This window comes from Aeromonas encheleia (genome assembly GCF_900637545.1).
GTDB classification, from domain to species: Bacteria; Pseudomonadota; Gammaproteobacteria; order Enterobacterales; family Aeromonadaceae; genus Aeromonas; species Aeromonas encheleia.
Genome location: NZ_LR134376.1, coordinates 716,810 through 742,671 on the forward strand (window position 1 = coordinate 716,810; position 25,862 = coordinate 742,671).

Consider the following 25,862-nt stretch of genomic DNA (forward strand, 5'->3'; position numbering starts at 1 on the left):
AGTCTGTGAGCTCGCTCCAATTTTCGTTATGAAAACGTTATCTTGTTGAAACTGGTTGGTTTTTTTTGCCTGCCTGCTCACATTTACAACAATCCCCGCTGACTAATATGACACCGCTCGGCTGCGACCGGGTACTCGAATATCGAGACTAACTACAGCGGGAATTATAAAAAAATGGATATGAAAAAGACCAAGGTGGCGCTGGTAACAGCCTCACTGCTCGCGCTTTTGTCTGGCTGTAATGACAACGGCTCCTCGCCCTCCACTCCACCCTCCCAGGATGGGCCCGTCGCCCGCCTCCCCAATGTACAGCCTCCGGCCGAGCAGCTGGTGGCCGGGCCCGATCAGGCGGTGATCGCCCTGGTTGACACCCAGACCGGCGCGGCGCGCGGCATCGAAGGGCCCTTCGCCGGCCACAGCCTGCACCTGTGGAACAACGATGCCTGTAATGCCACCGCCGACAGCGGCCTGAACGCGAGCTGGGATGACGCCAGCAAGACACCGGCGGCGGTGGACGGCTTCGGTCCCAGCTGGGTGGTGCCGCTCGCCAAGATGGAAGGCTGCATCAACTTCATCGCCCGCAACGGCGATATGGCGAACCTGACCGGCGCCGACATGAAGGTGATCTTCAGCGAGCACCCGGATCGCACCGTGGCCATAGTTGCGGGCAAGAGCGAGATCTTCGGCAGCCGTGCCGAGGCCTTCAGCGCCGCCTTCGGCGTGGCCGGGGCCAGCGCCCACCTGATCGATGGCAACACCCTGATCTGGCAAGGGGGCAAGGACAAACCCCATGTGCGGCTCTACTACACAGAGTCCGGCACCATCAAGGCCAATGCGGAAGGGGTGTTCGACTTCCCCTACCTCAGCCTGACCCCGACCAGTCTCAGTGCCGAGCAGCAGGCCAAGTATCCGCACCTCAAGGATGCCGCCGCCTTCGCCCTTCCTGCCGGTAAGGATCTCAAGCCCCTGCTCAAGGGTGAGCTGGTAGCGATCGGTACCGATGCCGAGGGCATACTGCAGGGGGCCACCCTGGTGCAGAGCGCCGGCGCCCTGGATGCAGTCTATGCCGAGGCCGCCACCAAGCTGAGCTATGGCGCCATGGTTGAGGGTGGCAACGTCACCTTCCGGCTGTGGGCGCCGACCGCCAAGTCGGTCAAGCTGGCGCTGTTCGATGAGCAGCATCAGTCCCTCGGCGAGCGTGCCATGACACAAGACGAGGCCAGCGGCAGCTGGAGCCTGCAGGGCGGCGCGGATCTGGTGGGCAAGTACTACCGCTACGCCATCGAGGTCTATCACCCCCTCAGCCGCAAGCTGGAATCCTACCAGGTGACCGACCCCTATTCCCTGAGCCTCGCCATGAACTCCGAGTTCAGCCAGGTGGTGGACCTGGACGATCCGGCCCTCAAGCCGGCGGGCTGGGACAGCCTGAAGGCGCCCCACAGCCAGCAGAACCCGGCCGACATCACCATCTACGAGGCCCATGTCCGGGATCTGACCGGCAACGATGAGAGCACCTTGCCTGCGCACCGCGGCAAGTTCCTGGGGCTGACCGACGGCGACAGCAAGCCGGTCACCCACCTGAAGGCCCTGGCCAAGAGCGGCGTCAGCCACCTGCACCTGCTGCCGGTGTTCGACATCGCCACCATCAACGAAGATCCGGCCAAGGTCGCCAACATCGGCGACGACTTCAGCAAGCTGTGCGAGGTGAATGCCGAGGTCAAGAACTCCAAGTTCGCCAGCCACTGTGGCGGCGGCCAGACCATAGAATCGGTGCTGACCGAGCTGCAGAGCGTAGACAGCAAGGAGAACCCCGTGGTGCAGGAGCTGTATGGCTATCTGCGCGGGGTGGACTCCTTCAACTGGGGTTATGACCCCTATCACTACACCGCCCCGGAAGGCTCCTACGCCACCAATGCGGAGGGGACGACCCGGATCAAGGAGTTCCGCGAGATGGTGCAGGCCATCAAGCAGAACATCGGCATGAACGTGGTGATGGACGTGGTCTACAACCACACCAACGAGGCCGGGCTCGGCGCCAAGTCGGTGCTCGACAAGATAGTGCCCTGGTACTACCAGCGCCTGAACCCGGAGACCGGCTCGGTCGAGAACTCCACCTGCTGCTCCAACACGGCGCCGGAACACGCCATGTTCGCCAAGCTCGTCGACGACTCCCTGGTGACCTGGGCGCGGGACTACAAGATCGATGCCTTCCGCTTCGATCTGATGGGTCACCATCCCAAGGATCAGATAGTGCAGGCGCTGGCCGAGGTGAAGAAGGTCAACCCCGAGATGTATTTCTACGGCGAGGGCTGGAACTTCGGCGAGGTGCAGGATGACAAGCGCTTCGTGCAGGCCACCCAGAAACACCTTGGCGGCACCGGCATCGGCTCCTTCTCCGACCGGCTGCGGGATGCGGTCCGTGGCGGCAGCCCGTTTGACGGCGGCGACCTCATTCGCAAGACCCAGGGCTTCGGCAACGGCGCCTTCGTGGATCCGAACGAGGTGGACGGCGTCGATCTGGCGACCGCGCTGCACCAGTCCGATCTGGTGCGCCTCGGCATGGCCGGCAACCTCAAGGAGTTCGTGCTGACCGACAAGGACGGCATGCCGAAGAAGGGGGCGGACATCGACTACAACGGTCAGCCCGCCGGTTATGCCCAGGATCCGACCGAGATCCAGAACTATGTCTCCAAGCACGACAACCAGACCCTGTTCGACAACCTGGTCTACAAGGCGCCGGCAGGGGCCGATCTGGTGCGGATGCAGGGGGTGTCGCTCGCGACTGCCATGCTGGGGCAGGGCATTCCCTTCACCCATGCCGGCAGTGAACTGCTGCGCTCCAAGTCCATGGAGCGGGACAGCTACGACTCCGGTGACTGGTACAACCGGGTCGATTACACCCAGGCCGACAACAACTTCGACAAGGGTTTGCCGCGCAAGGACAAGGATGGTGACAACTATCCGCTGATCGAGCAGGTGCTCGGCCAGCACGTCAAGCCGAGCGGGGCTGACATGGAGCGCATGCTGGGCTTCTATCAGGAGCTGGCCGAGCTGCGTCAATCCTCCCGTCTGCTGCGTCTTGGCAGCGGTGCCGAGGTGATCAAGCGGGTCGACTTCCGCAACACCGGGCCGGATCAGATCCCGGGCCTCATAGTGATGTCGGTGGATGACGGCGCGAGCGCCGGGGCGGATCTGGACCCGGCCATCGATGGCCTGGTGGTGATGATCAACGCCACCAACGCCAGCCAGAGTATCGGCGACTTCCGTGACGGCAAGGATCAACCTGTCGATCTCTCCGGCATGGTGTTGAGCAGCGCTCATCACGCTGGTAGCAGCATCGCCAGTGGCGCTGCGTTCGACAACGGCCAGCTGACGCTGGGGGCCTGGTCGGCCGCCGTGTTCGTCAAGCCACAGGCCGGTGCCCAGGGTACGGGCCTGCCGGTGGGCAAGAAGACGGACCTGAGCACGGTGCCACCCTTCGGTGATACCGAGGTCTTCGTGCGCGGTTTCCTGAACCAGTGGGATCCGGTCAACAAGATGAACTTCGGTGGCAACTTCAGCTACGAGTTCACCACCGAAGTGACGGCGGATCAGCTGGGGATGACTCAGGTGAAGATCGCCGGTAGCGACTGGGGTGGACCGATCAACTACGGCAAGTGCAGCGATACCGACCAGTTGGCGACGGGCCAGATCAGCGGGCTCTGTGCCAACGGTGGGGATCTGCCGTTCAATGCAGACAAGGCCGGCACCTACAAGTTCGTGTTTACCGCCATGAACAAGGACAAGCCCAGCCTGAGCGTCAGCTTCACCGAGCCGGTGCAGAGTTGCAAGGTGCTGGATACCGTAGCGGGCAATCCGCTCGGCTACAACCTGTTCGTCAAGGGTGAGCTGTCCGGCTGGAACGCCCAGCCCCAGTACCAGTTGAGCTACAAGGGGATGGACGGCGCACTCGCCATCTATCAGACCGCGTTCAGCTATGCGGGCACCACTGAGTTCAAGGTTGCCAACGAAGACTGGAGCAAGGAGTACCTGCTCAATGGTGGCGGTGCCGTCCAGCCCGAAACGGGTTACCCCTTCGCCTTCTCCGAGCCGGGGAGCTCCAACAACAGCATCACCCTGCCGCAAGGCCTGTGGAGCGTGCTGGTGAAGGTTGACCCGGCAGGGGTCAGCGCCGGTACCGTGGTCATTCAGGAGTGCAGCGCCAAGTAAGGAGACCCATCGAGCTCTGGGCTGGCTCGGCAGCCCAGGGTTGAATTCCACCTCGCCAAGGGTGGGATAAGCCGAGAGACTAAGCACAAAGCGCGACTGCCAGAGGGCAGCCGCGCTTTTTCTTTGCAGGTTCTGCTTCGCTGGTGCCAGGGGGAGGGGGAAAGAGAAAAGCCGTCACCCCGGGGTGACGGCTTTTGGTGTGTGGCCGGAGCCGAGGATCAGCGCTTGCGCAGCAGCCGCAGGGCGTTGGCGGTGACCAGGGCGGTGGCGCCGGTATCGGCCAGCACCGCTATCCAGAGCCCGGTGATGCCGAGCAGGCTGGTGACCAGGAAGATGGCCTTGAGCCCCAGCGCCAGCGCTATGTTCTGGTGGATGTTGGCGAGCGCCGAGCGCGACAGCCGGATCATGGCGGCGAGGCCACCGAGCTGGTTGTGGGTCAGGGCCGCATCGGCGGTCTCCAGCGCCACGTCGGTGCCGCCGCCCATGGCGATGCCTATGCTGGCCCGCTTCATGGCGGGGGCGTCGTTGATGCCATCCCCTATCATGGCCACCTTGCGGTGCTCGGCCAGCTTGGCGATCTCCTCCACCTTGCCCTCCGGCAGCAGGCTGGCGCGCCAGCCCATGCCGAGCTCGGTGGCAATGGCCTCGGCGGCGCGGGGGTTGTCCCCGGTCAGCATGATGCTCTGCAGCCCCAGCGCCCTCAGCTCCTGCAGCGCCGCGGCGGCGTCTGGCCGGATCTGGTCGCGCAGCGCCAACAGAGCGACCGGTGTGGTGAGAGCAGTTCCCTCTCCCTCTGGGAGAGGGTGGGGTGAGGGTGCCTGACAGAGCACCACCACCGTCTTGCCCTGTGCCTCCAGGCGGCTGACTTGCTGGTTGATGGCCTCATCTAGGCTCGGGATCCGGCTCGGGGCCAGCAGTTGCCAGAGGGCGCCGTCGATGAGTCCCTCCACCCCCATGCCCGGCAGGGCACGCAGTTCGCTTGCCGCGGCCAGGGTCAGCCCCTGCTCGCTGGCGGCGGCCACCACGGCCTTGGCCAGCGGGTGATGGGAGCCCTGCTCGATGGCGGCGGCCAGCGCCAGCAGCTCGGCCTCTGGTCGGCCATCCAGGCTTATCAGCTCGGTCAGCTGCGGCTTGCCCAGGGTCAGGGTGCCGGTCTTGTCGAAGGCGACCGTGTCCACGTGGGCCAGCCGCTCCAGTGCCGCGCCCCCCTTGATCAGGGCCCCTTGCCGGGTCGCCGCCGCCAGGGCGGAGGTCACCGCCGCCGGAGTGGAGATCACCAGGGCGCAGGGGCAGCCGATGAGCAGCAGCGCCAGCCCGCGGTAGATCCACTCGTCCCAGCTCTGGCCGAAGGCGAGCGGCGGCACTATCACCACCAGCAGGGCGACCAGCATCATGGCCGGGGTGTACCAGCGGCTGAAGCGGTCGATGAAGCGCTCTATGGGCGCGCGCTGGGTCTCGGCCTCCTCGATCAGGTGCAGTATGCGGTCGATGGCGTTGTTGCCGGGCTCGGAGACCACCTCCAGGCGCAGCACCCGATCCGCCGCCAGGCTGCCGGCGGGCACCTTGTCGCCCTGACGGCGCTCCACCGGGATGGATTCACCGGTCAGGGCGCTCTCATCAAAGGCCCCGAGGGCGTCCAGCAGGCGGGCATCCGCCGGCAGGCGGGCGCCGGGGGCTATCTCTATGATGTCGCCGGGGCGCAGCTCGTCGGCCGCGACCTCCTCCCGTTCCTCACCCTGTGTCGTGGTGCGAATGCGCAGCGCCTTGTCGGGCACCAGCGCCATCAGGGCGGTGACGCCGGCGCGGGCGCGGCCGGCGGCATAGGCCTCCAGGTGCTCCCCCAGCATGAACAGCAGCAGCACCATGGCCGCCTCGGCGGTCTCGCCGAGGAAGAGGGCGCCGAGCGCCGCCACCGTCATCAGGGTCTCGATGGCGAAGGGGGAGCCGCTTCTGGTCAGGGCCCAGGCCTTGCGGGCGACGGGCCAGAGTCCCCACAGGGTCGCCAGGATAAACAGCGGCTGGCCGATCTGGGCCGGCAGCAGGGCGGCCACCAGCATCAGGGCGGCCAGGGAGAGGGGTTGCCCATATTTGCCAAATAAGTTGCCGAGCAGGCTCATCACCGGGCTGCGGTGGGTTTCGGCCGTCTTGCCCCGGGTCTCGCCCTTGAGCCGGAAGCCTGCGGCCAGCACGGCGGCTGTGACGGGATCGGGGGAGAGCTCGGGGGCGAGATCCACCACCAGCTTCTCGGTGGCAAACAGCACCCGTGCCTGCTGCACGCCAGGGACCCGGCTGACGGCGGTCTCTATCTTGCGGGCGCAGCTGGGGCAATCCATCCCCAGCACCTGCCAGCTGTGGCGGCGACTGTGCTGCTCCGGCGCGCCCAAGGGCTCGCTCGCCTCGGCCGCTTCGGCATGATGCTCATGCTCATGCTCATGCTCATGCTCATGGTCATGGTCGTGGGAGGGGGACGGGCTGCAGCAGCCCTGGCCGTGACAGCCTCCTCGGGGGGGCTCGTCATCCCCGGGCGATTCGTTCCCCCCCTTATCCTGATGATCATGGGGGGCCGGGCTGGCGCAGGCGCTGACCGGCGCGACCTGGTCGCAGCAGTGGCTGTCGTGCCGATGCTGGGCCTGGCCGGTGTCTGCCCTATTTACGGCCTTGTTGACGGCCTTGATGGGGGCTGCGGCGTGCTGATGATTACAGCAGGATTTGCTCATGGTGAATCCCTCTTGAGTGGATCCCGTCGGTGCGGGAGCGCTGAAAACTGAGGGGAGTGTAAACCTTGGTGCTTAGTCCAAGGTCAAGCCCTAATCTCCCCTCTTGTTCGGGAGGCGGTTTGTCAGTCAGGGGATGAGGATATATCCCGCTCTTATTGTGGTGAGGGTAAGTCGACTTGAGCCGAACGGGACATATCCCTCTTATTGGCGGGTGTTTGTCCCGTCCGGCTGGGCCTATACTGGGAGCCTGGATCCCCCTTAGATAATTAGAGGACACAACATGAGCAATACCGTCACCCTGCAAGGCAACCCCGTCTCCGTTTCCGGTCACCTCCCCGTCGCCGGTGAGCAGGCCAAGGCCTTCTCCCTGGTTGCCAAGGATCTGTCCGATGTGACCCTGGCGGACTACGCCGGTCAGCGCAAGATCCTGAACATCTTCCCGAGCGTCGATACGCCGACCTGCGCCACCTCTGTGCGCAAGTTCAACGAGCAGGCCAGCGCCCTGAACAACGCCGTGGTGCTGTGCATCTCCGCCGATCTGCCGTTCGCCCAGTCCCGCTTCTGCGGCGCCGAAGGCCTGGACAAGGTCGTGAGCCTGTCCACCATGCGTGGCGTCTCCTTCCTGCAGGATTACGGCGTGGCCTTCTCCTCCGGTCCGCTGGTTGGCCTGGCCGCCCGTGCCATCGTCGTGCTGGATGAGCACAACAAGGTGCTGCACAGCGAGCTGGTAGCCGAAGTCGCCGACGAGCCGAACTACGCCGCCGCCCTGGCCGTGCTGTAATCTCGTAAGCACCCTGATTGCCCGACGGCCTGCCCTGTTTCAACACAGGCGCAGGCCGTTTTTATTTCTGGCGCGGGGAGTTCACCCCCGTTTCTTTATCCTGCCCCCCACAATCCTTGGCGGCGCCGGAGTCGGCACCATCCTTTTACTTATCAGGGCAGTCTGGCTAGACTTCGCCTCCCACTTCTTATTCAGCCGATACCTGCCTAGCCCATGACCTTTAACGAACTCGCCCTAGCTCCCGCCCTGCTGGCCGCCCTGCCTGCCGACTTGCATACCCCGACCCGCATCCAGCAACTAGCCATTCCGGTGGCGCTGGCGGGGCAGGATCTGCTGGCGCTGGCCCAGACCGGCAGCGGCAAGACCCTGGCGTTCGGTCTGCCGTTGCTGCAACGGCTGGACTCGACCTCCGATCGGGTGCAGGGGCTGGTGCTGGTGCCGACCCGCGAGCTGGCCACCCAGGTGAGCGCCGCGCTGCAGGGAGGTGCCGAGGCGCTGGGGCTGCGTGTCCTGACCCTGTGTGGCGGGGTGGCGCAGGAGCAGCAACAGGCCGAGCTGGCGCTGGGGCCGCAACTGCTGGTGGCGACCCCGGGGCGGCTGCGCGACTTGCTGGCCCAGCGCTTGCTGGGGTTGAGCAACCTGCGTGCGCTGGTGCTGGATGAGGCGGATCGCCTGCTGGAGATGGGCTTCTGGCCCGATATCCAGTGGCTGATGAACGCCATGCCTGCGCAGCGGCAGAACCTGCTGTTCTCCGCCACCCTGCCAACCGAGCTGGAGAGCCTGGCCACCGGTCTGCTGACGAACCCGGTGCGCATCGAGGCGGATCCGCTCAACGGCCTGGTGAGCGAGATCGAGGAGCGGCTCTATCTGGTCAACAAGAGCGGCAAGGTGCCGGCGCTGATCGGCTTGCTCAAGGAGCAGGATTGGCCTCAGGTGCTGGTGTTTATCAGCGCCAGGGACGATGCCGACGGGGTGGCCAGGAAGCTCGCCAAGGCGGGTATAGCGGTGGCGGCCCTGCATGGGGACAAGGATCAGGCGGTGCGGGAGCAGGCGCTTGCCGACTTTAAGGCGGGCAAGGTACGGGTGCTGGTGGCCACGGACCTGATGGCGCGTGGCATCCATGTGGAGGCGCTGCCCGTGGTGATCAACCTGGACCTGCCCGCCAGCGCCCCCGTCTATGTGCATCGCATCGGCCGCACCGCCCGCGCCGGGCGCAAGGGGCTCGCCATGTCCCTGGTCTGCCACGGCGAGACCGAGACCCTCGCCGCCATCCGCACCCTGACCGGCCGTGAGCTGGCGCTGGCCGAACTGGCCGGCTTCCCGGTGACCGACCAGCCCGCCAGCGGGGAGGGCAAGCGCGCCCCCAGAGACAAGCAGGCGAATCGCCGCACCGCCAACAAGCGCAGCGTCAAGCAGTTCAAGGGCAAGGCGTGATGTCGCTCGCCGCCGCCTGAGATAGCGCCTCCCAGCTGGTCAGTATCAAAGGACGCCTGTTTCGCTATGCTGCATGGGTGAAATCATGGAGGGATAAGCGATGACGACTTTGGTAATGGGCCCCCTGCTGGGGCTCGAATCCGACACACAATACAGCATCTGTTTTCTGGCGGGAGCGGACTGCAAGGCGGCTGACGTCAGAGTCAATGGCAAGCTGCTGGCCGCCAGCAAGCAGGCGGATACCCCCAAAGGCGGCTTCTGGCGAGCGCTCTGGTCGGCCCCCGCCAAGGCCAAGACCGGCACCATCGGCTACGAGATCCTGCTGGATGGGGTGCCCGCCCAGGATCTGGCCGGGGCTGAGCAGTGGCAGTTTCATCTGCCGGGCCTGAAAGATCAGGTGCTGATTGGCTATGCCTCCTGCAACGGTTTCTCCGACTTCAAGCTGCTCACCTCCACCCCCCAGCCCTACGCCATGTGGGACAAGCTTGCCGCTGAACACCAGGCGCATCCCTTCTCTCTGCTGCTGATGGGGGGGGATCAGGTCTATGCCGATTCTCTCTGGACCACGGTGCCGACCCTGAAGGCCTGGAACGAGCTGGACAGAACCGAGAAGGTCAAACGCAAGGCGACCCGCACCATGGAGGAGCAGATCGATCGTTTCTATTGCGAGCTCTACTGCAAGCAGTGGGGCCGCCCCGAGGTGGCGCGCATGCTGGCCCGGGTGCCCAATGCCATGATGTGGGACGATCACGACATCTTCGATGGCTGGGGCAGCTACCCCGCCGACTTGCAGGGCTGCGAGGTCTACCAGGCCATCTATGCCGCCGCCGCCAAGTATTTCCGGCTGTTCCAGCTGCGCTCCGGCGCCAATGGATCCTTGCTGGATCCGGTGAACCTGAGTCACCACTCCTGGCGGCTGACCTTTAGGGGCTATCAGATCCTGGCGCTGGACAACAGGGCGACCCGCAGCCAGAGCCAGGTGATGAGCCGGGGGCAGTGGGATCAGGTCAATGGGGCGCTGGCCGCTTGCAGCGAGGGGCACCTGCTGGTGATGGCGGGGGTGCCGGTGGTCTATCGGGACTTCGCCTTCACCGAGGCGGCGCTGGATGCCACCCCCTGGGAGGAGGAGCTGACCGACGATCTCAAGGATCACTGGCGCGCCAAGGCGCACGAGGGGGAGCGGGCCCGCCTCATCATGCGGCTGCTGGACAACGCCCAGCAGCGGCGCAAGGCCGACAAGGGGGCGTCCAGAACCCTGATCCTGTCGGGGGATGTGCACGTGGGTTGCCTCGGGGTCATTCAGGACAGGCGGGTGGGCAAGGGGGTGATGAATGTGCATCAGCTGGTCTCCTCCGGCATAGTGCATCCCTGCCCGACCCAGTTCCAGTGGATGGGGATCCTCGCCATGACCAACGATGAGCCCGAGTATCTCGACGAGAGCCGGCTGATCCGCACCGAGCTGATCAAGCCGTTCGGCGCCACCCTCTACCTGCGCACCCGCAACTTCGCCACCCTGCAGATGGGCAGCGATGACAAGCTGTGGGCCAACTGGCATTGCGAGAACGGGCTGGCGGCCAGCTACCCGCTGGCCTGAGGCGATTGAGCAATAAAAAGGGCCCGTAACGGGCCCTTTTTCGTGTCTGCTGCGTGCCGGACCGTGATGTCAGCCTGGCGTCAATCCGTTCGGGGCCTGCCCTGCTCCTGGACGAAGAAGTCGCGCCTGAACTGGCCAAGCACCTGCTCCCTGTGCTGCTGCCAGCGCTCGTCGTCCATGGCGCCCTGACTGGCCGCGAGTTGCTGTTCCAGCTCGGCCAGCTGCAGCTGATAGCGGCTGCGTTGATCCAGCTGCTGCTGGCGCGCCCCGGCGAAGGCCAGGCTGGCCTCGGCCCGCCCGGCGGGCAGGAAGTGGCGCGCCAGGGTCTCCAGCTCCTCGTCCCCCCATAGCTGACGCGCCTGCTGCAGGCGGGCATCCGGGTTGAACAGATCCGCCGCCAGATCCGGGTATTGCGCCGCCCACTCATCCTGCAGCCGGGTCAGGGCGGCCAGCCGCTCGGCCAGGGTCAGCTGTTCGCCATCGCTGGCCAGCTGCGCCAGCGCCTCGGCGTAGCGCCCCTGCAACAGGGTCAGGCTCTCCCCCTCGCTCAGCCACTGCGACTCCACGCCGGCCAGATTGGCCAGCCGCTCGACCAGCGGCTGATCGCTGTCGGCGATGTCACCGGCGAGCTGCTGGCTCATCCCCTCCGGCATGGCGCGCCAGCTCTGGGGTGCCTTGGTGGCGCCAGTGGCCGCGGTGGCGGTGGCGTCATGTGCGGCGACCCCCGGCTGAACGGGCTGCGGCGGGCTGGCACTCGGCGGCGTCCCTGCTTGGGAGGCTGCCGCCGCCGATCCGGACTCATCCTGCCGGCCGAGCGTGAGCAGCAACAGCGAGAGGACCGCCAGGGCCAGGATCCCGTGGCGGCGTTTCATCGGGCTATCTCTCCCTTGACCGGGAAGTGATCGGAGAGGTTGCTGGCGGGCCAGAGGCTGCCATCGCTGCTGCGCGGGATCCAGACGCTGTTGAGGTTGTGGCTGGCGGCGCCGTACTCCCGGCTCACCAGCAGATAGTCCAGGTACTCGACGTTGGCACCGCCGGAGAGGGGCCCGCCAGCGTAGGGATTGAGCCTGGGATCGAAGGTGGCCTCGGTGTAGCCGCCATAGGCGGGGGCATGGGCGTTCAGATTGGCCAGCATGTTGGCGTAGTCGTCGGCGAACTTGCGCTTGTTGACGTTGAAGTCGCCGCCGTAGATGACGGTGTCCGTGGCCGGGATCTTGAGGCTGGTGGCCAGGCTGCGGATCTGGCCGAACTGGATCTGGCGCAGCCGCCTCGCCTCGTCGGTGTCGAAGCTGGCGGTGTGGGTGGCGAACAGGTGCCAGGCCTTGCCGCCCTTGATCACCTCGGCGTACATCACCCCCTTGTCGGCGAAGCAGTCGGTGCCGGTGCACTGGGGATAGACCAGCTGGGCCTCGCGCACTATGGGGTAGCGGCTGACGATCACCACGCCGCCGTCGTGGATGTTGATCCCCGGCTTGTCGAGCACCTTGGTCTGGTAGGGATACTCCTTCGCCAGCGCCTGCAGGAAGCCCTCGCGCCGGCCATCGAACACCTCCTGCAGCAGCAGGGCGTCATAGCCCTTGAGATAGTCGGGCAGCAGGGTCAGCCGCTCGCCGATGCTGGAGGCGATCACCGGCAGGGCCCAGACGTTGTAGCTGGCCACCTTGAGCTTGTCCTCCGCCGGCTCCGGCTGTTCCTCTTGCCGGGCGGGGGTCAGCATATAGTGCAGATCGTCGTAACGGCCGGTGTACTTGGCGGCGAAGGCCAGCTCCTGCGGGCCTTGGGTGCGATGCAGGACGCGATCGCTCTGCCAGCCGGAGCTGGCGGTCGGCGTCTCACCGCCGTGCTGCAGTGTGGTGTTCCACCAGGTACCCTCCATCAGCTGGTTGAGGCGATAGGTGTCGCCGCCGGCGGTGGTGACACGGGTCTCGAACAGATAGTTTTTGCCCGCCTTCACCCCCTCGTAGCGATTGAAGCTGAGCACCATGGCGCTCTCCCAGGGGCCCAGCTCTGTCCTGTGCTGAGTCCACTGGCTGCCCGGCTGCAACTGGCCGCTGCCGCTCTGGCGGATCTCCAGCTGCAAGGGCTCGGGGCCGTTGTTGGTGAGGTAGACGTCGGTATCGGCCAGCGCCTGCAACGGCAACTGGCAGGCCAGCAGCAGGGCGGAGTAACTCAGGGTCTTGTGCATCATGAAGTCCTTTTGGTTGAGGCACGGTGGAAACTGACTGTTATGGCGGGCATAGAGGTCATTTCATTTACATTTTTGTTACAAGTAAATGAAAGGCCCCATATGGGTAGAGTGGGATTTATGGAGGGGAGTGAACGGTGCGGGGAGGGGCGCTGGTGTGGTCGGGGGCTCAGGGAGGCGAAGGGCGCGTTAAGGTCATGGACGAGTCGGCAGGAGCCGACTCAGGTATTGGTTCTATGGCTAAAAGGGGGACGCTGGCGGGAGAGGGTTAGCAGCCGCTGTCGCGACGGAGGGAACTGGTCGCGGGCCGGGGCTTAGCGCACCTGGCTGAAGTCGTGGATCTCGCCGGCCCTCGGGTTGAAGCGGGGATCCCTGTCCTGATCGCGGGCGACCCAGGCCATGGCCTGGCAGAAGCTCTCCCGCTTGGCGAACTCCTCGCGCACCTGATCGATGGCACGCTCGGCCTTGCGCCGCTCCATCTTGCTGGCCTTGCGATCGCTGAACTGCTGTTGCTGATCCAGCATCCATTCGGTGAAGGCCTGTCGGCATTCGGCTTCATTGGCCGCCTGGACGGGCAGGGCGCCGCACAGGGCAAGCAGGAGGAGAACACGCATTACGGATGGGGACGGGTGGCCGGCTGGAGTCAGGATGGCGGCATTTTATGCCGAGAGCGGGGATCGGGACAATGCCGAAATGGGGCCAGTCGGGCTGGCCCCGTTCCGTATCAGTGCTTGATGAGGTAGAGCTGGCGGCTGTAGGCCACGTCTTCCGGATTGTTGATGGGGTAGCCCTTGAGCCAGGGCTTGATCAGCCGGGCATTGGTGTACTGGTAGATGGGGGCGATCGGCGCCTCATCCAGCAGTATGGTCTCGGCCTCATCGAACAGCCGGGCCCGCTCGCGCTCATCCTGGCTCCTGGCCGCCAGGGCCAGCAGCTCGTCGTAGCGGGCGTTGGCGAAGCGGGCCATGTTACCGCTGTGATGAGAGCCCCACAGGCCGAGGAAGGCGGAAGGATCGTTGTAATCGGCCACCCAGGAGGAGCGGATCACCTCGAACTGGCCGCTCTGGCGGCTGTCGAGATAGGTCTTCCACTCCTGATTGGTGAGCTCGACCTGGGCCCCCAGTTTCTGCTTCCACAGGCTGGCGATGGCCAGCGCCATCTTCTTGTGGATCTCCGCCGTGTTGTAGAGCAGGGTCAGCTTGAGTGGCCTGGTCGGGCCGTAGCCCGCCTCTTTCAGCAAGGCCCTGGCCTTCTCGTCCAGCTCGCGCTGGCTGCTGCTGGAGAGCAGGTTGGCGGCGGGCTCAAAGCCCGCGGTCACGTCCGGGGTGAAGTGATAGGCCGGCTTCTCGCCGGTGCCCAGCACCTTGTTGGCGATCAGCCCCCGATCGATGCTGTAGGAGAGCGCCTTGCGCACCCGCACATCGTTCAGCGGCGCCTGCTGGGTGTTGAAGGCGTAGTAGTAGGTGCCGAGCTGCTCCGGGGTATAGACCTCCCCCGGGATCTGCTTCATCAGCTTCTGGTACAGCTCCTTGGGGAAGGATTCGGTGATCTGCAGATCGCCCGCCAGGTAGCGCTTGGTGGCGGCGCTCTCCTGGTTGATGGGCACGAAGGTAACCCTGGTCAGCACTGTGTGGGCGCGATCCCAGTAGTAGGGGTTCGGGGTCAGCTCCAGCTTCTCGTTCACCACCCGGTGACTCAGCACGAAGGCGCCGTTGCCGACCAGCTTGCCCGGCTGGGTCCACTGGTTGCCATATTGCTCCATGCTGGCTCGGTGCAGCGGCGACAGGCTGGGGTGGGTCAGCAGGCTCAGGAAGTAGGGCACCGGCTGGGAGAGCCTGACCCTCAGGGTGTGGTCGTCGAGCGCCTCCACCCCGAGTGCCTCGGGAGCCAGCTTGCCCGCCACTATCTCGTCCACGTTGGTGAAGTGGGCCAGCTGGGCGAACCAGGCGAAGGTGGCGGCCTCCTTGGGATCCACCAGCTTGCGCCAGCCGTAGACGAAGTCGGCGGCCCGCACCGGATCCCCGTTGGACCAGCGCGCATCCGGTCGCAGATGGAACGTAAACTGCTGGTTATCCTCGCTCTCCCAGCGTTCGGCGACCCCGGGCAATACCTTGCCATCCGGCCCCTGGGTCAGCAACCCCTCGTAGAGATCCCGCAGCACCTGCAGCTCGGGCAGACCGACCAGCTTGAGCGGGCTCAGGCTGGTCGGCTCGTCCTTGAGATGACGCACGACCGCCTGCTCAGCGGCGAGTTGGGTGCCGGGGGGAACATCGGCGGCCTGGACACAGGCGGCGCCAAGCAGGGCCAGCAGGGGACTCCATCCTTTCATGGTTGATCCTTCAAATTGTGTGAAGCGGGGAGAAAACTCGGCGAGAAATGATCGCCGCCAGATGGGAAATTATGATATCCCCTTTGCTGGTCAGACCGCCAGCCTGAGTCCCCTGATATCCGGGGCCTCATGGCGCCTTATTTGTCCCCGCGCCGCGCGCGGGAAGAGGAGTGAACGATGAGAGCATGGATGTTGCTGGCTTGCCTACTGAGCCAGGGTGCCTGGGCGCTGGCGCCCTGCGAGCGCACCAGCCAGGTGGGCAGCTGGTGCGAGGTCAGTCTGGATCAGCTGCACCCGACCCAGGGCGGTGTGGGCCAGATACAGGTCGACAGCACCCAGGCCGAGCTGGCCGACAAGAGTGCAGAGCAGCTCGACAAGTTGATGAAGAAGAAGGAGATCCCCGTCGTCATCGCCCCCGATGGCGGCTACTGGCTGGTGGACCGGCACCACCTGAGCAAGGCGCTGTGGCAGCAGGGGGTGAAGCGGGCGCGGGTCAAGGTGATCGCCCGGCTGCAGGACAAGGCCAGCTTCTGGAGCCAGATGCAGAATCACCACTGGGCCTGGCTGAAGGATGAGCAGGGCCAGCCGCTGACCCCGCAGCAGTTGCCGAGGCACATCGGCGAGCTGCCGGATTACCCCTACCGAACCCTGGCGGGCCTGCTGCAGGATGCGGGCTATTTCAGCAAGAAGGATCAGGTCTACTTCGTCGAGTTTGCCTGGGCCAGCTGGCTCGGCCAGCAGATGGACTGGCTGCCGGTCAATGCCGCCAACCTGGCGGATCGCCTCGCCCAGGCCAAGCGGCTGGCGTGCAATGACAAGGCCAAGGGCTTGCCGGGCTATCCCGGCAAGCAGTGTCGCCTCAACCCGCCGCGCAGTGGCAGCTGAATCAGGGGCAAGAATGGGACTGATGCGGGGCGCCTGGGCGCCCCGCATCTATTCTCCCTGGCTGGCATCCTGCCAGCGGGCGGCGGCTTGTTCCAGCAGCGCCACCTCTCCTTGCTGGATCAGCGGTAGCAGGGCCTGCACCTGCTCATCCGGCCAATCCCACCAGGCCAGCGCCAGCAACCGGGTTATCTCGTCCTGGGGGAAGCGCTGGCGGATCACTCTGGCGGGGGAGCCGGCCACCACGCAATAGGGCGGCACATCCCGGGTGACCAGGCTGCGGGCGGCGATGATGGCGCCATCCCCTATGGTGACGCCCGGCATGATCATGGCTTCCATGCCGATCCAGACGTCATTGCCGATGCGGGTATCGCCGGCGGGTCTATAGCTGCGTTGCAGGGCCTCCGGGGTGGCGAAGGGATAGGTGCTGATGAAGGCCGGGTTGTGGGTGTGGTTGCCGCCCATGATGATCTTCACCCCGGCGGCGATCTGCACATAGTCGCCTAGATGGAGCCGGTCTATGTGCCAGATCGGCTCCCAGCCGGTGTCGGCGGAGCGGCTCCAGCGGTCGCCGTGCAGGTAGCGCACGACTTCCTCTTCGAAGGGGCCGTCCCAGGCTCCCGAGTAGTAGCTGTGTCGCCCCTTGAGGCAGATGTTGGGATTGGTCACCGTCAGATGCAGGTATTCGACCTGCGACCAGTGTTGGCAGATGGTCATTGCTGTGTTCCTCGTTGAATGGATCGGGATTGGATGCGCGAGTCGGCGCAGCTAATAGATCCAGACCAGCAGGCGGGGCACGCACAGGATGGAGCAGCCCAGCGCCTGGGATGAACGGGTTTTTTGCATGAGGAAGGGGCTCCCGACAGAAGAGGCCAGATGGTAAGGGATGGGGAGGGCGATGCCAAGTCGATGGGGCAGAGGTGGTCAAAACCTGCACAAAGGGTCTGGTTGATATTTATTCTCAATTGGCCATGATACAGGCTCCACTCATGTAGGTAGAGGAGAGGAAGATGACGAATCAGAACTGGCAGCGTTACATGCTGGAGGCGGAGAATGCCCTCGGCAAGGGGGCACTGGGGGCGGCCATCTGCCTCTATCAGCAGGCCCTTGGCGAGGTGTATGAGCTGGCGTCCGGCGATCTGGACGAACTGGCCAGCATGCGGGTCGCCACCTGTCACCGGCTGGCCGATTTCTGGCGCGCCATGGAAGAGCCCGCCTACGAGCTGCGTTACCTCAAGCTCGCCTCCGAACTGGTCACCGCCCTGGTGCCGCAATGTCCCAACCGCGAGTGCGAGAGCCTGATCAGCGAGCTGGGCTGCTGTCGCGCCGCCCTGCTCTCCTTCCTCAAGCGCCACCCCAATCCCGAGATCGCCAGGCTGATCCAGCTGCAGGACAAGGTGCAGGGCTGCGAGCTGATCGGCCGCTTCCGCCTCAACTAGCGGCTGTGCGCCTGAGCTTGTGGGCGATGCGTTCCTGGGCCTCTTCCCCCTGCAGGGCGAGGGAGAAGGCGCGGGCCTCCAGATCGATGACGAAATGCACCGCCTGCTTGAGCTCCTGCCTGAGCAGGGCCTTGCTCTTCTGCAGCGCCTTCGGCGGCTTGGCCGCCAGCTTCAGCCCTTGTGCTCTGGCAAAGGGGAGCAGTTCATCCACCGCCAGCACCCGGTTGGCGAGGCCGAGCCGCAGCGCCTCCGCGGCATCGATAGCCTCCGCCAGCAGCAACAGCTCGGCCGCCTTCAGGTGGCCGACGGCCCGGGGCAGCAGCAGGCTGGAGGCAAACTCCGGCACCAGCCCCAGCTCGACGAACGGCAGCTGCAAACGGGCATTCTGTGCCAGATAGACCAGATCGCAGTGCAGCAGCAGGGTGGTGCCTATGCCGACCGCCGGGCCGGCGACGGCGGCGATGACGGGCTTGGGGAAATCCACCAGGGTGTGCAGGAATTGCAGTATGGGGTCGTCCGCCGCCAGAGCCGACTTGCCGACGAAGTCGGCGAGATCGTTGCCGGCGGTGAAGCAATCCTGCTGCCCCTGCAACAACAGCACATGGACCCGCTCGTCCAGCGCCGCCTGCTGCAGCGCCTGGGTGAGGGCCAGATACATCTCGGTGTTGAGGGCATTGCGCTTGTCCGGCCGGTTGAGGGTCAGGATGAGCAAGCCATCCTGCTGCTCGGCCAGAATTGTGAGGGCCATGTCTGAATCCTTGTTGTCGGGGGCTGTCAAAGCCCTCTCTTGAGGGTAAGCTTCGCTTCGTTTGACAACATCATAAAAGGATTTCAACCATGTTTAAACGTGCGTTCTACTCCATCCTGACCCTGTGTCTGGCGGCCCCCGCCCTGGCCAAGGTCGAGGCCGTCGATGGCTATGTCCGCCTGCTGCCCCCCGGCTCCCCGAACACGGCCGCCTTCATGGTGCTCAAGAATGATGGTGACCAGCCGGTGACCCTGACCGCCGTCTCCTCCCCCGAGGCCGCACGGGCCGAGCTGCACACCCATCTGCACGAAAACGGGGTGATGAAGATGCGCCAGGTCGATGGCATCCAGATCCCGGCCAAGGGCGAGGTCACCCTCAAACCCGGCAGTTTCCACATCATGCTGTTCGAGGTGCGCGACCTCTCGCAGACCGTCCCTGTCCCCCTGACCCTGACGCTGGACGATGGCCAGAGCCTCACTCTGAGCCTGCCGGTGAAGCCGGTTGAGCCGACGAAAGGCATGCAGCACTGACATTAATGGACGCGTGTTCAGCTTTTTACTCTAGGTATTCCCGAAACACTGGGTAAAATGATGGCCTTTCCAGTCCATTAGGGAGCGATATGATGAAAAAGACTTTGATTGCCGGCAGCATGCTGGCCCTGTTCAGCCATGCAGCCATGGCCGCCGATGACTGGCGTTTCGCGGTTGGCGCCGACATGTGGAACTCCCAGGGGAGCGGCCAGGTCAGCGGTGTCGATGCCGATGGCAGCTATGACGACAACTACAACTGGAGCGGCTACCTGCAACTGGAGCACGGCATCATCTTGCTGCCCAATGCCAAGCTCGAGATGACCGACTTCAGCACCAGCGGCGGCGCATTCAACAACGATCTGCTGGCCTATGATCTGAGCCTCTACTACCGCCTGATGAACAACGACATGTTCCAGCTCGATCTGGGTCTGACCGGTCGTCGTTACGATGGTGACTTCAACACCCAGCACTACTCCTATGACAAAGACGTGCTGATGGCCTACACCGGTGGTGAAGTGCGCATCCCGGGGACCGGCTTTGCCGCCTTCGGCGATCTGCGCATGCAGGATGGCGACAACTACGACTACCGTCTGGGTGGTTCCTACAAGTTTACCTCCCTGCCGCTCAAGATCCGTGCCGGCTGGCGTGAAGCCGAGATGGACTTCGACAAGGTCGATCAGAACATCGACGGCTGGTTCATCGGTGGTGAATTCACCTTCTGATCGGACGGGACATGATGATGGGCTCCATCATCGGCATGTGACGAGGACAATATAATGGGCCACATCATAGTGACTGGCGCAGGCTCCGGCCTCGGACGCGCGCTGACAATCGGACTGGTTGAGCGCGGTCATCGGGTCTCCATGATGGGGCGCCGTTATCAGAAGCTGCAGGAGCAGGAGCGGCTGCTTGGCCACGCGGTGGTCGGCATCGCCGCCGATCTGGCCCACCACGAAGAGGTGGAGATGGCGTTTTCCGCTGCCGTGGCCTGGGGTGGTTTGCCTGATCTGGTGATCCATTGTGCCGGCGTGGGCGAATTCGGCCCGGTCGGCGTCTACACCGCCGAGCAGGTGCGCAGGGTGGTGGAGAGCAATCTCATCTCCACCATACTGGTGGCCCAGCAGACGGTGCGCCTCATCGGCAGCAAGGGCGGCGTGCTCGCCAACGTGCTCTCCTCCGCGGCGCAGACCGGCAAGGCCAACGAGAGCCTCTATTGCGCCTCCAAATGGGGCATGCGAGGCTTCCTGGAGTCCTTGCGGGCCGAGCTCAAGGGTTCGCCCCTGCGACTGGTGAACCTCTATCCGAGCGGGATCCGCAGCGAGTTCTGGGATGGATCCTCCCATGTGGATTCGAGCAACTTCATGACGCCGGAAGACGCCGCCGCCTATATGTTGGATGCGTTGGAAGCCAGAAGCAGCTGCCATGTGACCGATCTCTTCATCGGTCGCAACGAGTAAGCCCCGCCTCGCCACGCCTTCCCGGCAGGCAGACAACAAAAAGCGCGCCATTGGCGCGCTTTTTTATTGCTGCATGGCGGCGGTATTAACGACCCGGCTTGCCCTTGAGCAGGGCGACGATGTCGTCGATCGCCACTTCCTGCTTCTCGCCGGAGCGGCGGCACTTGTACTCCACCACACCGTTGTCCAGGCCGCGATCGCCGATGTTCTGGGGCATCGCCAGCGGGGCATGGGGAATATGTTGTGCAATTGGATGTGGGAATGATGGATATATTTTAAGGCCGACAATGCAATGTATTAACTAAGGTAGAAATTATCAACATGTAAAAATAAATGTTTAGAGTGAAATGACAAAAGCACCGATTTTTATAATGCGTTATCGCTACTTACTACTCCAGTATTTAATGTTTAGAATATAATAAACGTATATCCAGTCCCATGCAGAATCATATTTAACTTCTGGTGGAGATTAGCTAATCGTACCTGAAGTTATCATTTTTTAGCCGCATATCCCTGCAGGAAGGACTGAACTGCATGCTTTGATTTTTTGCCAAGGGTTAGCAGCAATTCAAAATCAGGGTTGATAATGCCATGCCGGCACTCTAATTCCTTTAACAGGGCGAGCCACAGGTGCGCCGTCACCTCGGCATCCGCCAGTGCGCGGTGAAATACCCCGTCATTGGGTAAGCTCTGGTACTGTACCAAGGTAGCCAACTTATGGTTCGGCGCCTCGGGGAATAACCGTCTCGACAGCAGCAAGGAGCAGGCGAACTGCCCAGGATAGTGCGTCGAAAGTCGCTCTATTTCAGCATCCAGAAAGCGCTTGTCGAAGGAGGCATTATGGGCGACCAGATTATCATCACCGATAAACTCGACGAAGTCCGCCATCACCTCCCCGCAAGGTGGCGCCTGTTTCAGCATGGCATTGCTGATCCCGGTATATTGCTCAATAAAGCTGCTGACGTTAAAGCCAGGATTCATCAACGCCGAAAAACGTTCACTGATATGGCCGTTTTCAATCCGGACGGCGCCAATTTCGATCGCTCTATCACCTTGTCCCGGTGAGAGCCCGGTAGTCTCGAAATCGAGCACGACGACGGTATTGGCTAAGGCGCTGGACATAATCTCTCGGGCAATCTGGATAAAGAACGTCAGTCTAGGAAATCTGCTACTTCATGTACAGCGCAATATCGCGATACAACTGGAGCCTTGTGTTTGTGATGAGCAGCAGAGACAGGCAACATATAAAAAGCCCCGAGTGCAATTCACACTCGGGGCTTTTTTATCGAAAACGAAAAGCAGAGTTAGCAGGCGCTATTAGCGACCCAGCTTGCCCTTGAGCAGGGCGACGATGTCGGCGATCGCCACTTCCTGCTTCTCGCCGGAGCGGCGGCACTTGTACTCCACCACGCCGTTGTCCAGGCCGCGATCGCCGATGACGATGGCGTGCGGGATACCGATCAGCTCCATGTCGGCGAACATCACGCCCGGACGCTCCTTGCGGTCATCGAACAGCACGTCCACGCCGGCGGCCTTCAGCTCGGCGTAGAACTGCTGCGCCTGCTCGGCGACGCGCTCGGACTTGTGCATGTTCATCGGCACTATGGCCACTTCGAACGGGGCTATGGCCTCCGGCCAGATGATGCCGTACTGGTCGTTGTTCTGCTCGATGGCGGCGGCCACCAGGCGGGAGACCCCGATGCCGTAGCAACCCATCTCCATGGTGACGGACTTGCCGCCCTCGTTCAGCACGCTGGCCTTCATGGCCTCGGAGTACTTGGTACCCAGCTGGAAGATGTGGCCCACTTCGATGCCGCGCTTGAGCAGCAGCTTGCCCTGGCCGCAGGGGCTGGGGTCGCCTTCCACCACGTTGCGCAGATCGGCCACTTCATAAGTGGCGATGTCGCGATCCCAGTTGGCACCGGTCAGGTGGAAGCCGGTCTCGTTGGCGCCGCAGACAAAATCGGCAAGATGGGCGGCGCTGCGATCGGCGATGATGCGACCATTGAAGCCGACCGGGCCGATGGAGCCCGCATCACAGCCGGCGGCGGCCTTGATCTGCTCCTCGCTCGCGAAGGTCAGCGGGTTGGCGACACCTAGCAGCTTCTCGGCCTTGATCTCGTTCAGCTCGTGGTCGCCACGCAGCACCAGGGCGATGACCGCCTGCTGGCCGTGCTCGTCCGCCTCGGCCAGCACCAGCAGGGTCTTGGCGATGACAGCCGGCGCGACACTCAGGAAGGCGGCCACTTCATCTATGGTGTGGACGGCCGGAGTCGCCACCTTGGTCAGGGCGGCAGTGGCTGCGGCGCGCACGCCGGCCGGTGCCAGCGCCTCGGCCATCTCGATGTTGGCGGCGTAATCGGAGCTGTCGGAGAAGGCGATCAGATCTTCACCACTCTCGGCCAGCACCTGGAATTCGTGGGAGCCGGTACCGCCGATGGAGCCGGTATCGGCCTGCACCGGACGGAAATTCAGCCCCATGCGGGTGAAGGCGGTGCAGTAGGCCGCGTGCATCTTCTCGTAGGTCTCGATCAGCGAGGCCTTGTCGATATGGAAGGAGTAGGCGTCCTTCATCAGGAACTCGCGTCCACGCATCACGCCGAAACGGGGACGCACCTCATCGCGGAACTTGGTCTGGATCTGGTAGAGGTTGAGCGGCAGCTGCTTGTAGCTGTTCACTTCGTAACGGACCAGCGAGGTGATCACCTCTTCGTGGGTCGGGCCCAGCACGAAGGGACGGTTGTGGCGGTCGGTCAGACGGCACAGCTCGGGGCCGTAGTCGTCCCAGCGGCCGGACTCCTGCCACAGCTCGGCCGGTTGCACCACCGGCATGGAGACTTCGATGGCACCAGCATTGTTCATCTCTTCGCGAACAATGTTCTCGATCTTCTTCAGTACCCGCAGGCCGGACGGCAGCCAGGCATACATGCCGGAGGCCAGTTTGCGGATCATGCCGGCGCGCAGCATCAGCTGATGGCTGACGACTTCCGCATCGGAGGGGGTTTCCTTGAGAGTGGAAAGCAGATATTGGCTGGTACGCATCGCGGTAGACCTTAGCTAGTTCGGGCGCTGGACCCTGGAAAATTTCAAGGGCCGGATTTTAACATGGGTCCATATCCTAACGCGATTTTCTATCTTCAATAAGTGACTAAATGCGGCCGGGTCGTCGTCATCCTGGCCTTATATGGCGGCCAGAGGCAGACACTGTCATCAGTATGCTGGATACTTATCCAGTAATTATTTAAGCTAAGCGCTACTTTATGGCTGGCTGTGTTGGTTGAGGAGAGATGTCGTGATTGGTCGCGTGAGAGGCATTGTGATTGAGAAGAATCCCCCCGAGGTGTTGCTCGAGGTGGGTGGCGTGGGCTATGAGGTACAGATGCCCATGAGCTGCTTCTATGATCTGCCCGAGCTCGGGAAGGAAGCGACCATTCACACTCATTTCGTGGTGCGGGAAGATGCCCAGCTGCTCTATGGCTTCAACCACAAGCAGGAGCGGGCGCTGTTTCGCGAGCTGATCAAGACCAATGGGGTCGGCCCCAAGCTGGCGCTGGCGATCCTGTCCGGCATGACTGCCACCCAGTTCGTGCTGAGCGTCGAGCGCGAGGAGATAAGCTCCCTGGTGAAGCTACCCGGCGTGGGCAAGAAGACCGCCGAGCGACTGGTGGTGGAGATGAAGGACCGCCTCAAGGGCTGGGTCAGCCACGATCTGTTCTCCCCCGCCACCATCAGTCTGCCCGCCCAGGAGAGCCAGCTGCGCGCCCCCGATGCGAGCGAAGAGGCCGCCAGCGCCCTGGTGGCACTCGGCTACAAGCCGCAGCAGGCGAGCCAGATTGTCAGCAAGGTGGCCAAGGAGGGGATGTCGGTTGAGTCGATCATCCGTGAATCCCTGCGTAGCCTGGTGTGAGGATGAACATGAATCAAGCGGCTCGCCCTGTCTCGATCTTCGGTGTACGTGGGGTAATGCATGATTGAAGCGGATCGTCTTATCTCGGCCGGTGCCGCTCGCGAGGAGGAGGTCATCGATCGGGCCATCCGGCCCAAGAAACTGGCCGATTACACCGGTCAGGATCCCGTCTGCGCCCAGATGGAGATCTTCATCGAGGCCGCGCGCCAGCGCGGGGAGGCGCTCGATCATTTGCTGATCTTCGGCCCGCCCGGCCTTGGCAAGACCACGCTCGCCAATATCGTGGCCAACGAGATGGGGGTCAATATCAAGACCACCTCGGGTCCGGTGCTGGAGAAGGCGGGGGATCTGGCGGCGCTGCTCACCAACCTCGAGCCGAACGACGTGCTGTTCATCGACGAGATCCACCGTCTCAGCCCTGTGGTGGAGGAGGTGCTCTATCCGGCCATGGAGGATTACCAGCTCGACATCATGATAGGGGAAGGGCCTGCTGCCCGCTCCATCAAGCTGGATCTGCCCCCCTTCACCCTGATCGGCGCCACCACCCGGGCCGGCTCGCTGACCAGCCCGCTGCGGGACAGATTCGGTATCGTCCAGCGGCTGGAGTTCTACAACGTCAAGGATCTCACCGACATAGTCGCGCGCAGCGCCCGTTGCCTCGGGCTCGAGATGTCGGGGGATGGGGCGTTGGAAGTGGCGCGCCGCTCCCGGGGTACGCCGCGGATTGCTAACCGTTTGTTGCGGCGGGTACGGGATTTCGCCCAGGTGAAATCTGATGGCCGGATTGATGGACCCATAGCGGCCCGTGCCATGGACATGCTGGACGTGGATAATCAGGGTTTCGACTTCATGGACCGCAAGTTATTGTTGGCTGTCATCGACAAGTTTATGGGGGGCCCGGTCGGCCTCGATAACCTGGCGGCCGCGATCGGCGAAGAGAAAGACACCATAGAAGATGTGCTTGAGCCTTATCTCATCCAGCAGGGCTACCTGCAGCGCACACCCAGAGGGCGGCTGGCGACCCCGAGAGCCTATGCTCACTTCGGCCTGCAACGGCCCGATGAGGGATAAAAACAGCTGATTGAACAAAAAACCGCCTCCAGGGGCGGTTTTTTACTATTCTGACAAAAAAAAGCCCACCGCTGAGCAGGGTGGGCAAAGACAATTCAGGATGGATGTTCACAGACAGTGAGAGTGTCCAGAGACAGACCGGAAAAACACAAAGGAGCCGTCGCGAGGCTTCAGAGTCGGTTCATTTGATAGAGCTGAACGAACGAAAGCTTGTAGTAACGAATGGTCTTGGCAACAAACTTTTTCATCTTAAATTCCAACAAACAGGTTCGAGATGTTCATCGAATACATACCGGGAACCCAGAATGACCGGCCTGTACTCAGGGGCGTACCCTCACTGCGAGGCGCATTGTAGGAGCTCTTTCCGGGCCGGGCAAACAAGAAAATTTACCTGTTTCGGATTAGATAAAGTAATTGATATGGTGGCCGGTCAAATAAGCATAAACATGTGTTTTTGTTGGTTTTAAATTGGAATTGCCGCGGGTGGTTCAGATTGGGAAATACAGAATGAAATCGCCCCGTCACACTATTCTTTTAACAGAATTGAAACTAATATCGATTTATCTAAAGTTGATTTAA

General features: G+C 63.2%; 20 protein-coding genes and 1 pseudogene. 11 read left to right on the forward strand and 10 right to left on the reverse strand.

Features of this window, described 5'->3' with window-relative positions:
• Window positions 1–174 precede the first annotated feature (174 nt).
• Window positions 175–4,209, forward strand: coding sequence for a pullulanase-type alpha-1,6-glucosidase (gene pulA, locus EL255_RS03435; protein WP_042653348.1), 4,035 nt, complete (start codon window positions 175–177; stop codon window positions 4,207–4,209).
• 218 nt (window positions 4,210–4,427) lie between these two features.
• On the opposite strand, the gene EL255_RS03440 is transcribed toward pulA, so the two are convergent.
• The gene (locus EL255_RS03440) at window positions 4,428–6,926 is read right to left on the reverse strand and encodes a zinc/cadmium/mercury/lead-transporting ATPase (RefSeq protein ID WP_042653349.1); all 2,499 of its coding nucleotides are present in this window, start codon (window positions 6,924–6,926) and stop codon (window positions 4,428–4,430) included.
• 280 nt (window positions 6,927–7,206) lie between these two features.
• On the opposite strand from EL255_RS03440, the gene tpx reads away from it, so the two are divergent.
• From tpx to EL255_RS03455, 3 genes are all read left to right on the forward strand, one after another.
• On the forward strand, window positions 7,207–7,707 hold the full coding sequence (tpx, locus tag EL255_RS03445) for a thiol peroxidase (RefSeq protein WP_042653350.1): 501 nt from the start codon (window positions 7,207–7,209) through the stop codon (window positions 7,705–7,707).
• Between the two features lie 213 nt (window positions 7,708–7,920).
• Window positions 7,921–9,141, forward strand: coding sequence for a DEAD/DEAH box helicase (locus tag EL255_RS03450; RefSeq protein WP_042653351.1), 1,221 nt, complete (start codon window positions 7,921–7,923; stop codon window positions 9,139–9,141).
• 100 nt (window positions 9,142–9,241) lie between these two features.
• The gene (locus EL255_RS03455; RefSeq protein WP_042653352.1) at window positions 9,242–10,735 is read left to right on the forward strand and encodes an alkaline phosphatase D family protein; all 1,494 of its coding nucleotides are present in this window, start codon (window positions 9,242–9,244) and stop codon (window positions 10,733–10,735) included.
• 80 nt (window positions 10,736–10,815) lie between these two features.
• On the opposite strand, the gene EL255_RS03460 is transcribed toward EL255_RS03455, so the two are convergent.
• The 4 genes from EL255_RS03460 to EL255_RS03475 form a co-directional block, all read right to left on the reverse strand.
• Window positions 10,816–11,607 (reverse strand): hypothetical protein, encoded by a 792-nt coding sequence (locus EL255_RS03460; RefSeq protein WP_042653353.1) that lies wholly within the window; start codon window positions 11,605–11,607, stop codon window positions 10,816–10,818.
• Complete coding sequence (locus EL255_RS03465; protein WP_042653354.1) at window positions 11,604–12,920, reverse strand: sphingomyelin phosphodiesterase; 1,317 nt, start codon at window positions 12,918–12,920, stop codon at window positions 11,604–11,606. The genes EL255_RS03460 and EL255_RS03465 overlap by 4 nt, the downstream gene beginning before the upstream one ends.
• A gap of 314 nt (window positions 12,921–13,234) precedes the next feature.
• A complete protein-coding gene (locus tag EL255_RS03470) occupies window positions 13,235–13,534 on the reverse strand; it encodes a hypothetical protein (protein ID WP_042653355.1) in 300 nt (99 codons plus the stop codon).
• Window positions 13,535–13,644: 110 nt separating this feature from the next.
• Window positions 13,645–15,249 (reverse strand): peptide ABC transporter substrate-binding protein, encoded by a 1,605-nt coding sequence (locus EL255_RS03475; protein ID WP_042653356.1) that lies wholly within the window; start codon window positions 15,247–15,249, stop codon window positions 13,645–13,647.
• A gap of 177 nt (window positions 15,250–15,426) precedes the next feature.
• On the opposite strand from EL255_RS03475, the gene EL255_RS03480 reads away from it, so the two are divergent.
• Complete coding sequence (locus EL255_RS03480) at window positions 15,427–16,134, forward strand: ParB-like protein (RefSeq protein WP_042653357.1); 708 nt, start codon at window positions 15,427–15,429, stop codon at window positions 16,132–16,134.
• 48 nt (window positions 16,135–16,182) lie between these two features.
• Here EL255_RS03480 and EL255_RS03485 read toward each other — a convergent pair whose 3' ends face one another.
• Window positions 16,183–16,848, reverse strand: a complete 666-nt coding sequence (locus EL255_RS03485) for a CatB-related O-acetyltransferase (protein WP_042653358.1) — start codon at window positions 16,846–16,848, stop codon at window positions 16,183–16,185.
• A 293-nt stretch (window positions 16,849–17,141) separates the two neighbouring features.
• Between EL255_RS03485 and EL255_RS03490 the strand changes: the two genes are divergently transcribed.
• On the forward strand, window positions 17,142–17,570 hold the full coding sequence (locus EL255_RS03490) for a DUF2753 family protein (RefSeq protein WP_042653359.1): 429 nt from the start codon (window positions 17,142–17,144) through the stop codon (window positions 17,568–17,570).
• Here the strand turns inward: EL255_RS03490 and EL255_RS03495 are convergent.
• A complete protein-coding gene (locus EL255_RS03495; RefSeq protein WP_042653360.1) occupies window positions 17,563–18,318 on the reverse strand; it encodes an enoyl-CoA hydratase-related protein in 756 nt (251 codons plus the stop codon). The two genes, EL255_RS03490 and EL255_RS03495, sit on opposite strands and share 8 nt — an antisense overlap.
• A gap of 89 nt (window positions 18,319–18,407) precedes the next feature.
• Here EL255_RS03495 and EL255_RS03500 point away from each other — a divergent pair, with 89 nt between their 5' ends.
• From EL255_RS03500 to EL255_RS03510, 3 genes are all read left to right on the forward strand, one after another.
• Window positions 18,408–18,848 carry a copper chaperone PCu(A)C gene (locus EL255_RS03500; RefSeq protein WP_042653361.1) on the forward strand — a complete coding sequence of 147 codons (441 nt, stop codon included), beginning with the start codon at window positions 18,408–18,410 and terminating at the stop codon, window positions 18,846–18,848.
• Between the two features lie 92 nt (window positions 18,849–18,940).
• A complete protein-coding gene (locus EL255_RS03505; RefSeq protein ID WP_042653378.1) occupies window positions 18,941–19,570 on the forward strand; it encodes a TIGR04219 family outer membrane beta-barrel protein in 630 nt (209 codons plus the stop codon).
• A gap of 54 nt (window positions 19,571–19,624) precedes the next feature.
• Window positions 19,625–20,305, forward strand: coding sequence for an SDR family oxidoreductase (locus EL255_RS03510; protein WP_042653362.1), 681 nt, complete (start codon window positions 19,625–19,627; stop codon window positions 20,303–20,305).
• An 85-nt stretch (window positions 20,306–20,390) separates the two neighbouring features.
• On the opposite strand, the pseudogene EL255_RS21670 reads toward EL255_RS03510, so the two are convergent.
• The 3 genes and pseudogenes from EL255_RS21670 to EL255_RS03520 all read right to left on the reverse strand — a co-directional run.
• Window positions 20,391–20,510: pseudogene (locus EL255_RS21670) on the reverse strand (His/Gly/Thr/Pro-type tRNA ligase C-terminal domain-containing protein); the annotation flags it as partial.
• Between the two features lie 287 nt (window positions 20,511–20,797).
• On the reverse strand, window positions 20,798–21,427 hold the full coding sequence (locus EL255_RS03515; RefSeq protein ID WP_042653363.1) for a 3'-5' exonuclease: 630 nt from the start codon (window positions 21,425–21,427) through the stop codon (window positions 20,798–20,800).
• Between the two features lie 195 nt (window positions 21,428–21,622).
• The gene (locus tag EL255_RS03520) at window positions 21,623–23,347 is read right to left on the reverse strand and encodes a proline--tRNA ligase (RefSeq protein WP_042653364.1); all 1,725 of its coding nucleotides are present in this window, start codon (window positions 23,345–23,347) and stop codon (window positions 21,623–21,625) included.
• A gap of 250 nt (window positions 23,348–23,597) precedes the next feature.
• On the opposite strand from EL255_RS03520, the gene ruvA reads away from it, so the two are divergent.
• Together ruvA and ruvB are read left to right on the forward strand one after the other, a co-directional pair.
• The gene (ruvA, locus tag EL255_RS03525; protein ID WP_042653365.1) at window positions 23,598–24,212 is read left to right on the forward strand and encodes a Holliday junction branch migration protein RuvA; all 615 of its coding nucleotides are present in this window, start codon (window positions 23,598–23,600) and stop codon (window positions 24,210–24,212) included.
• Window positions 24,213–24,272: 60 nt separating this feature from the next.
• On the forward strand, window positions 24,273–25,283 hold the full coding sequence (gene ruvB / locus EL255_RS03530; RefSeq protein WP_042653366.1) for a Holliday junction branch migration DNA helicase RuvB: 1,011 nt from the start codon (window positions 24,273–24,275) through the stop codon (window positions 25,281–25,283).
• The last annotated feature ends 579 nt before the right edge of the window (window positions 25,284–25,862 follow it).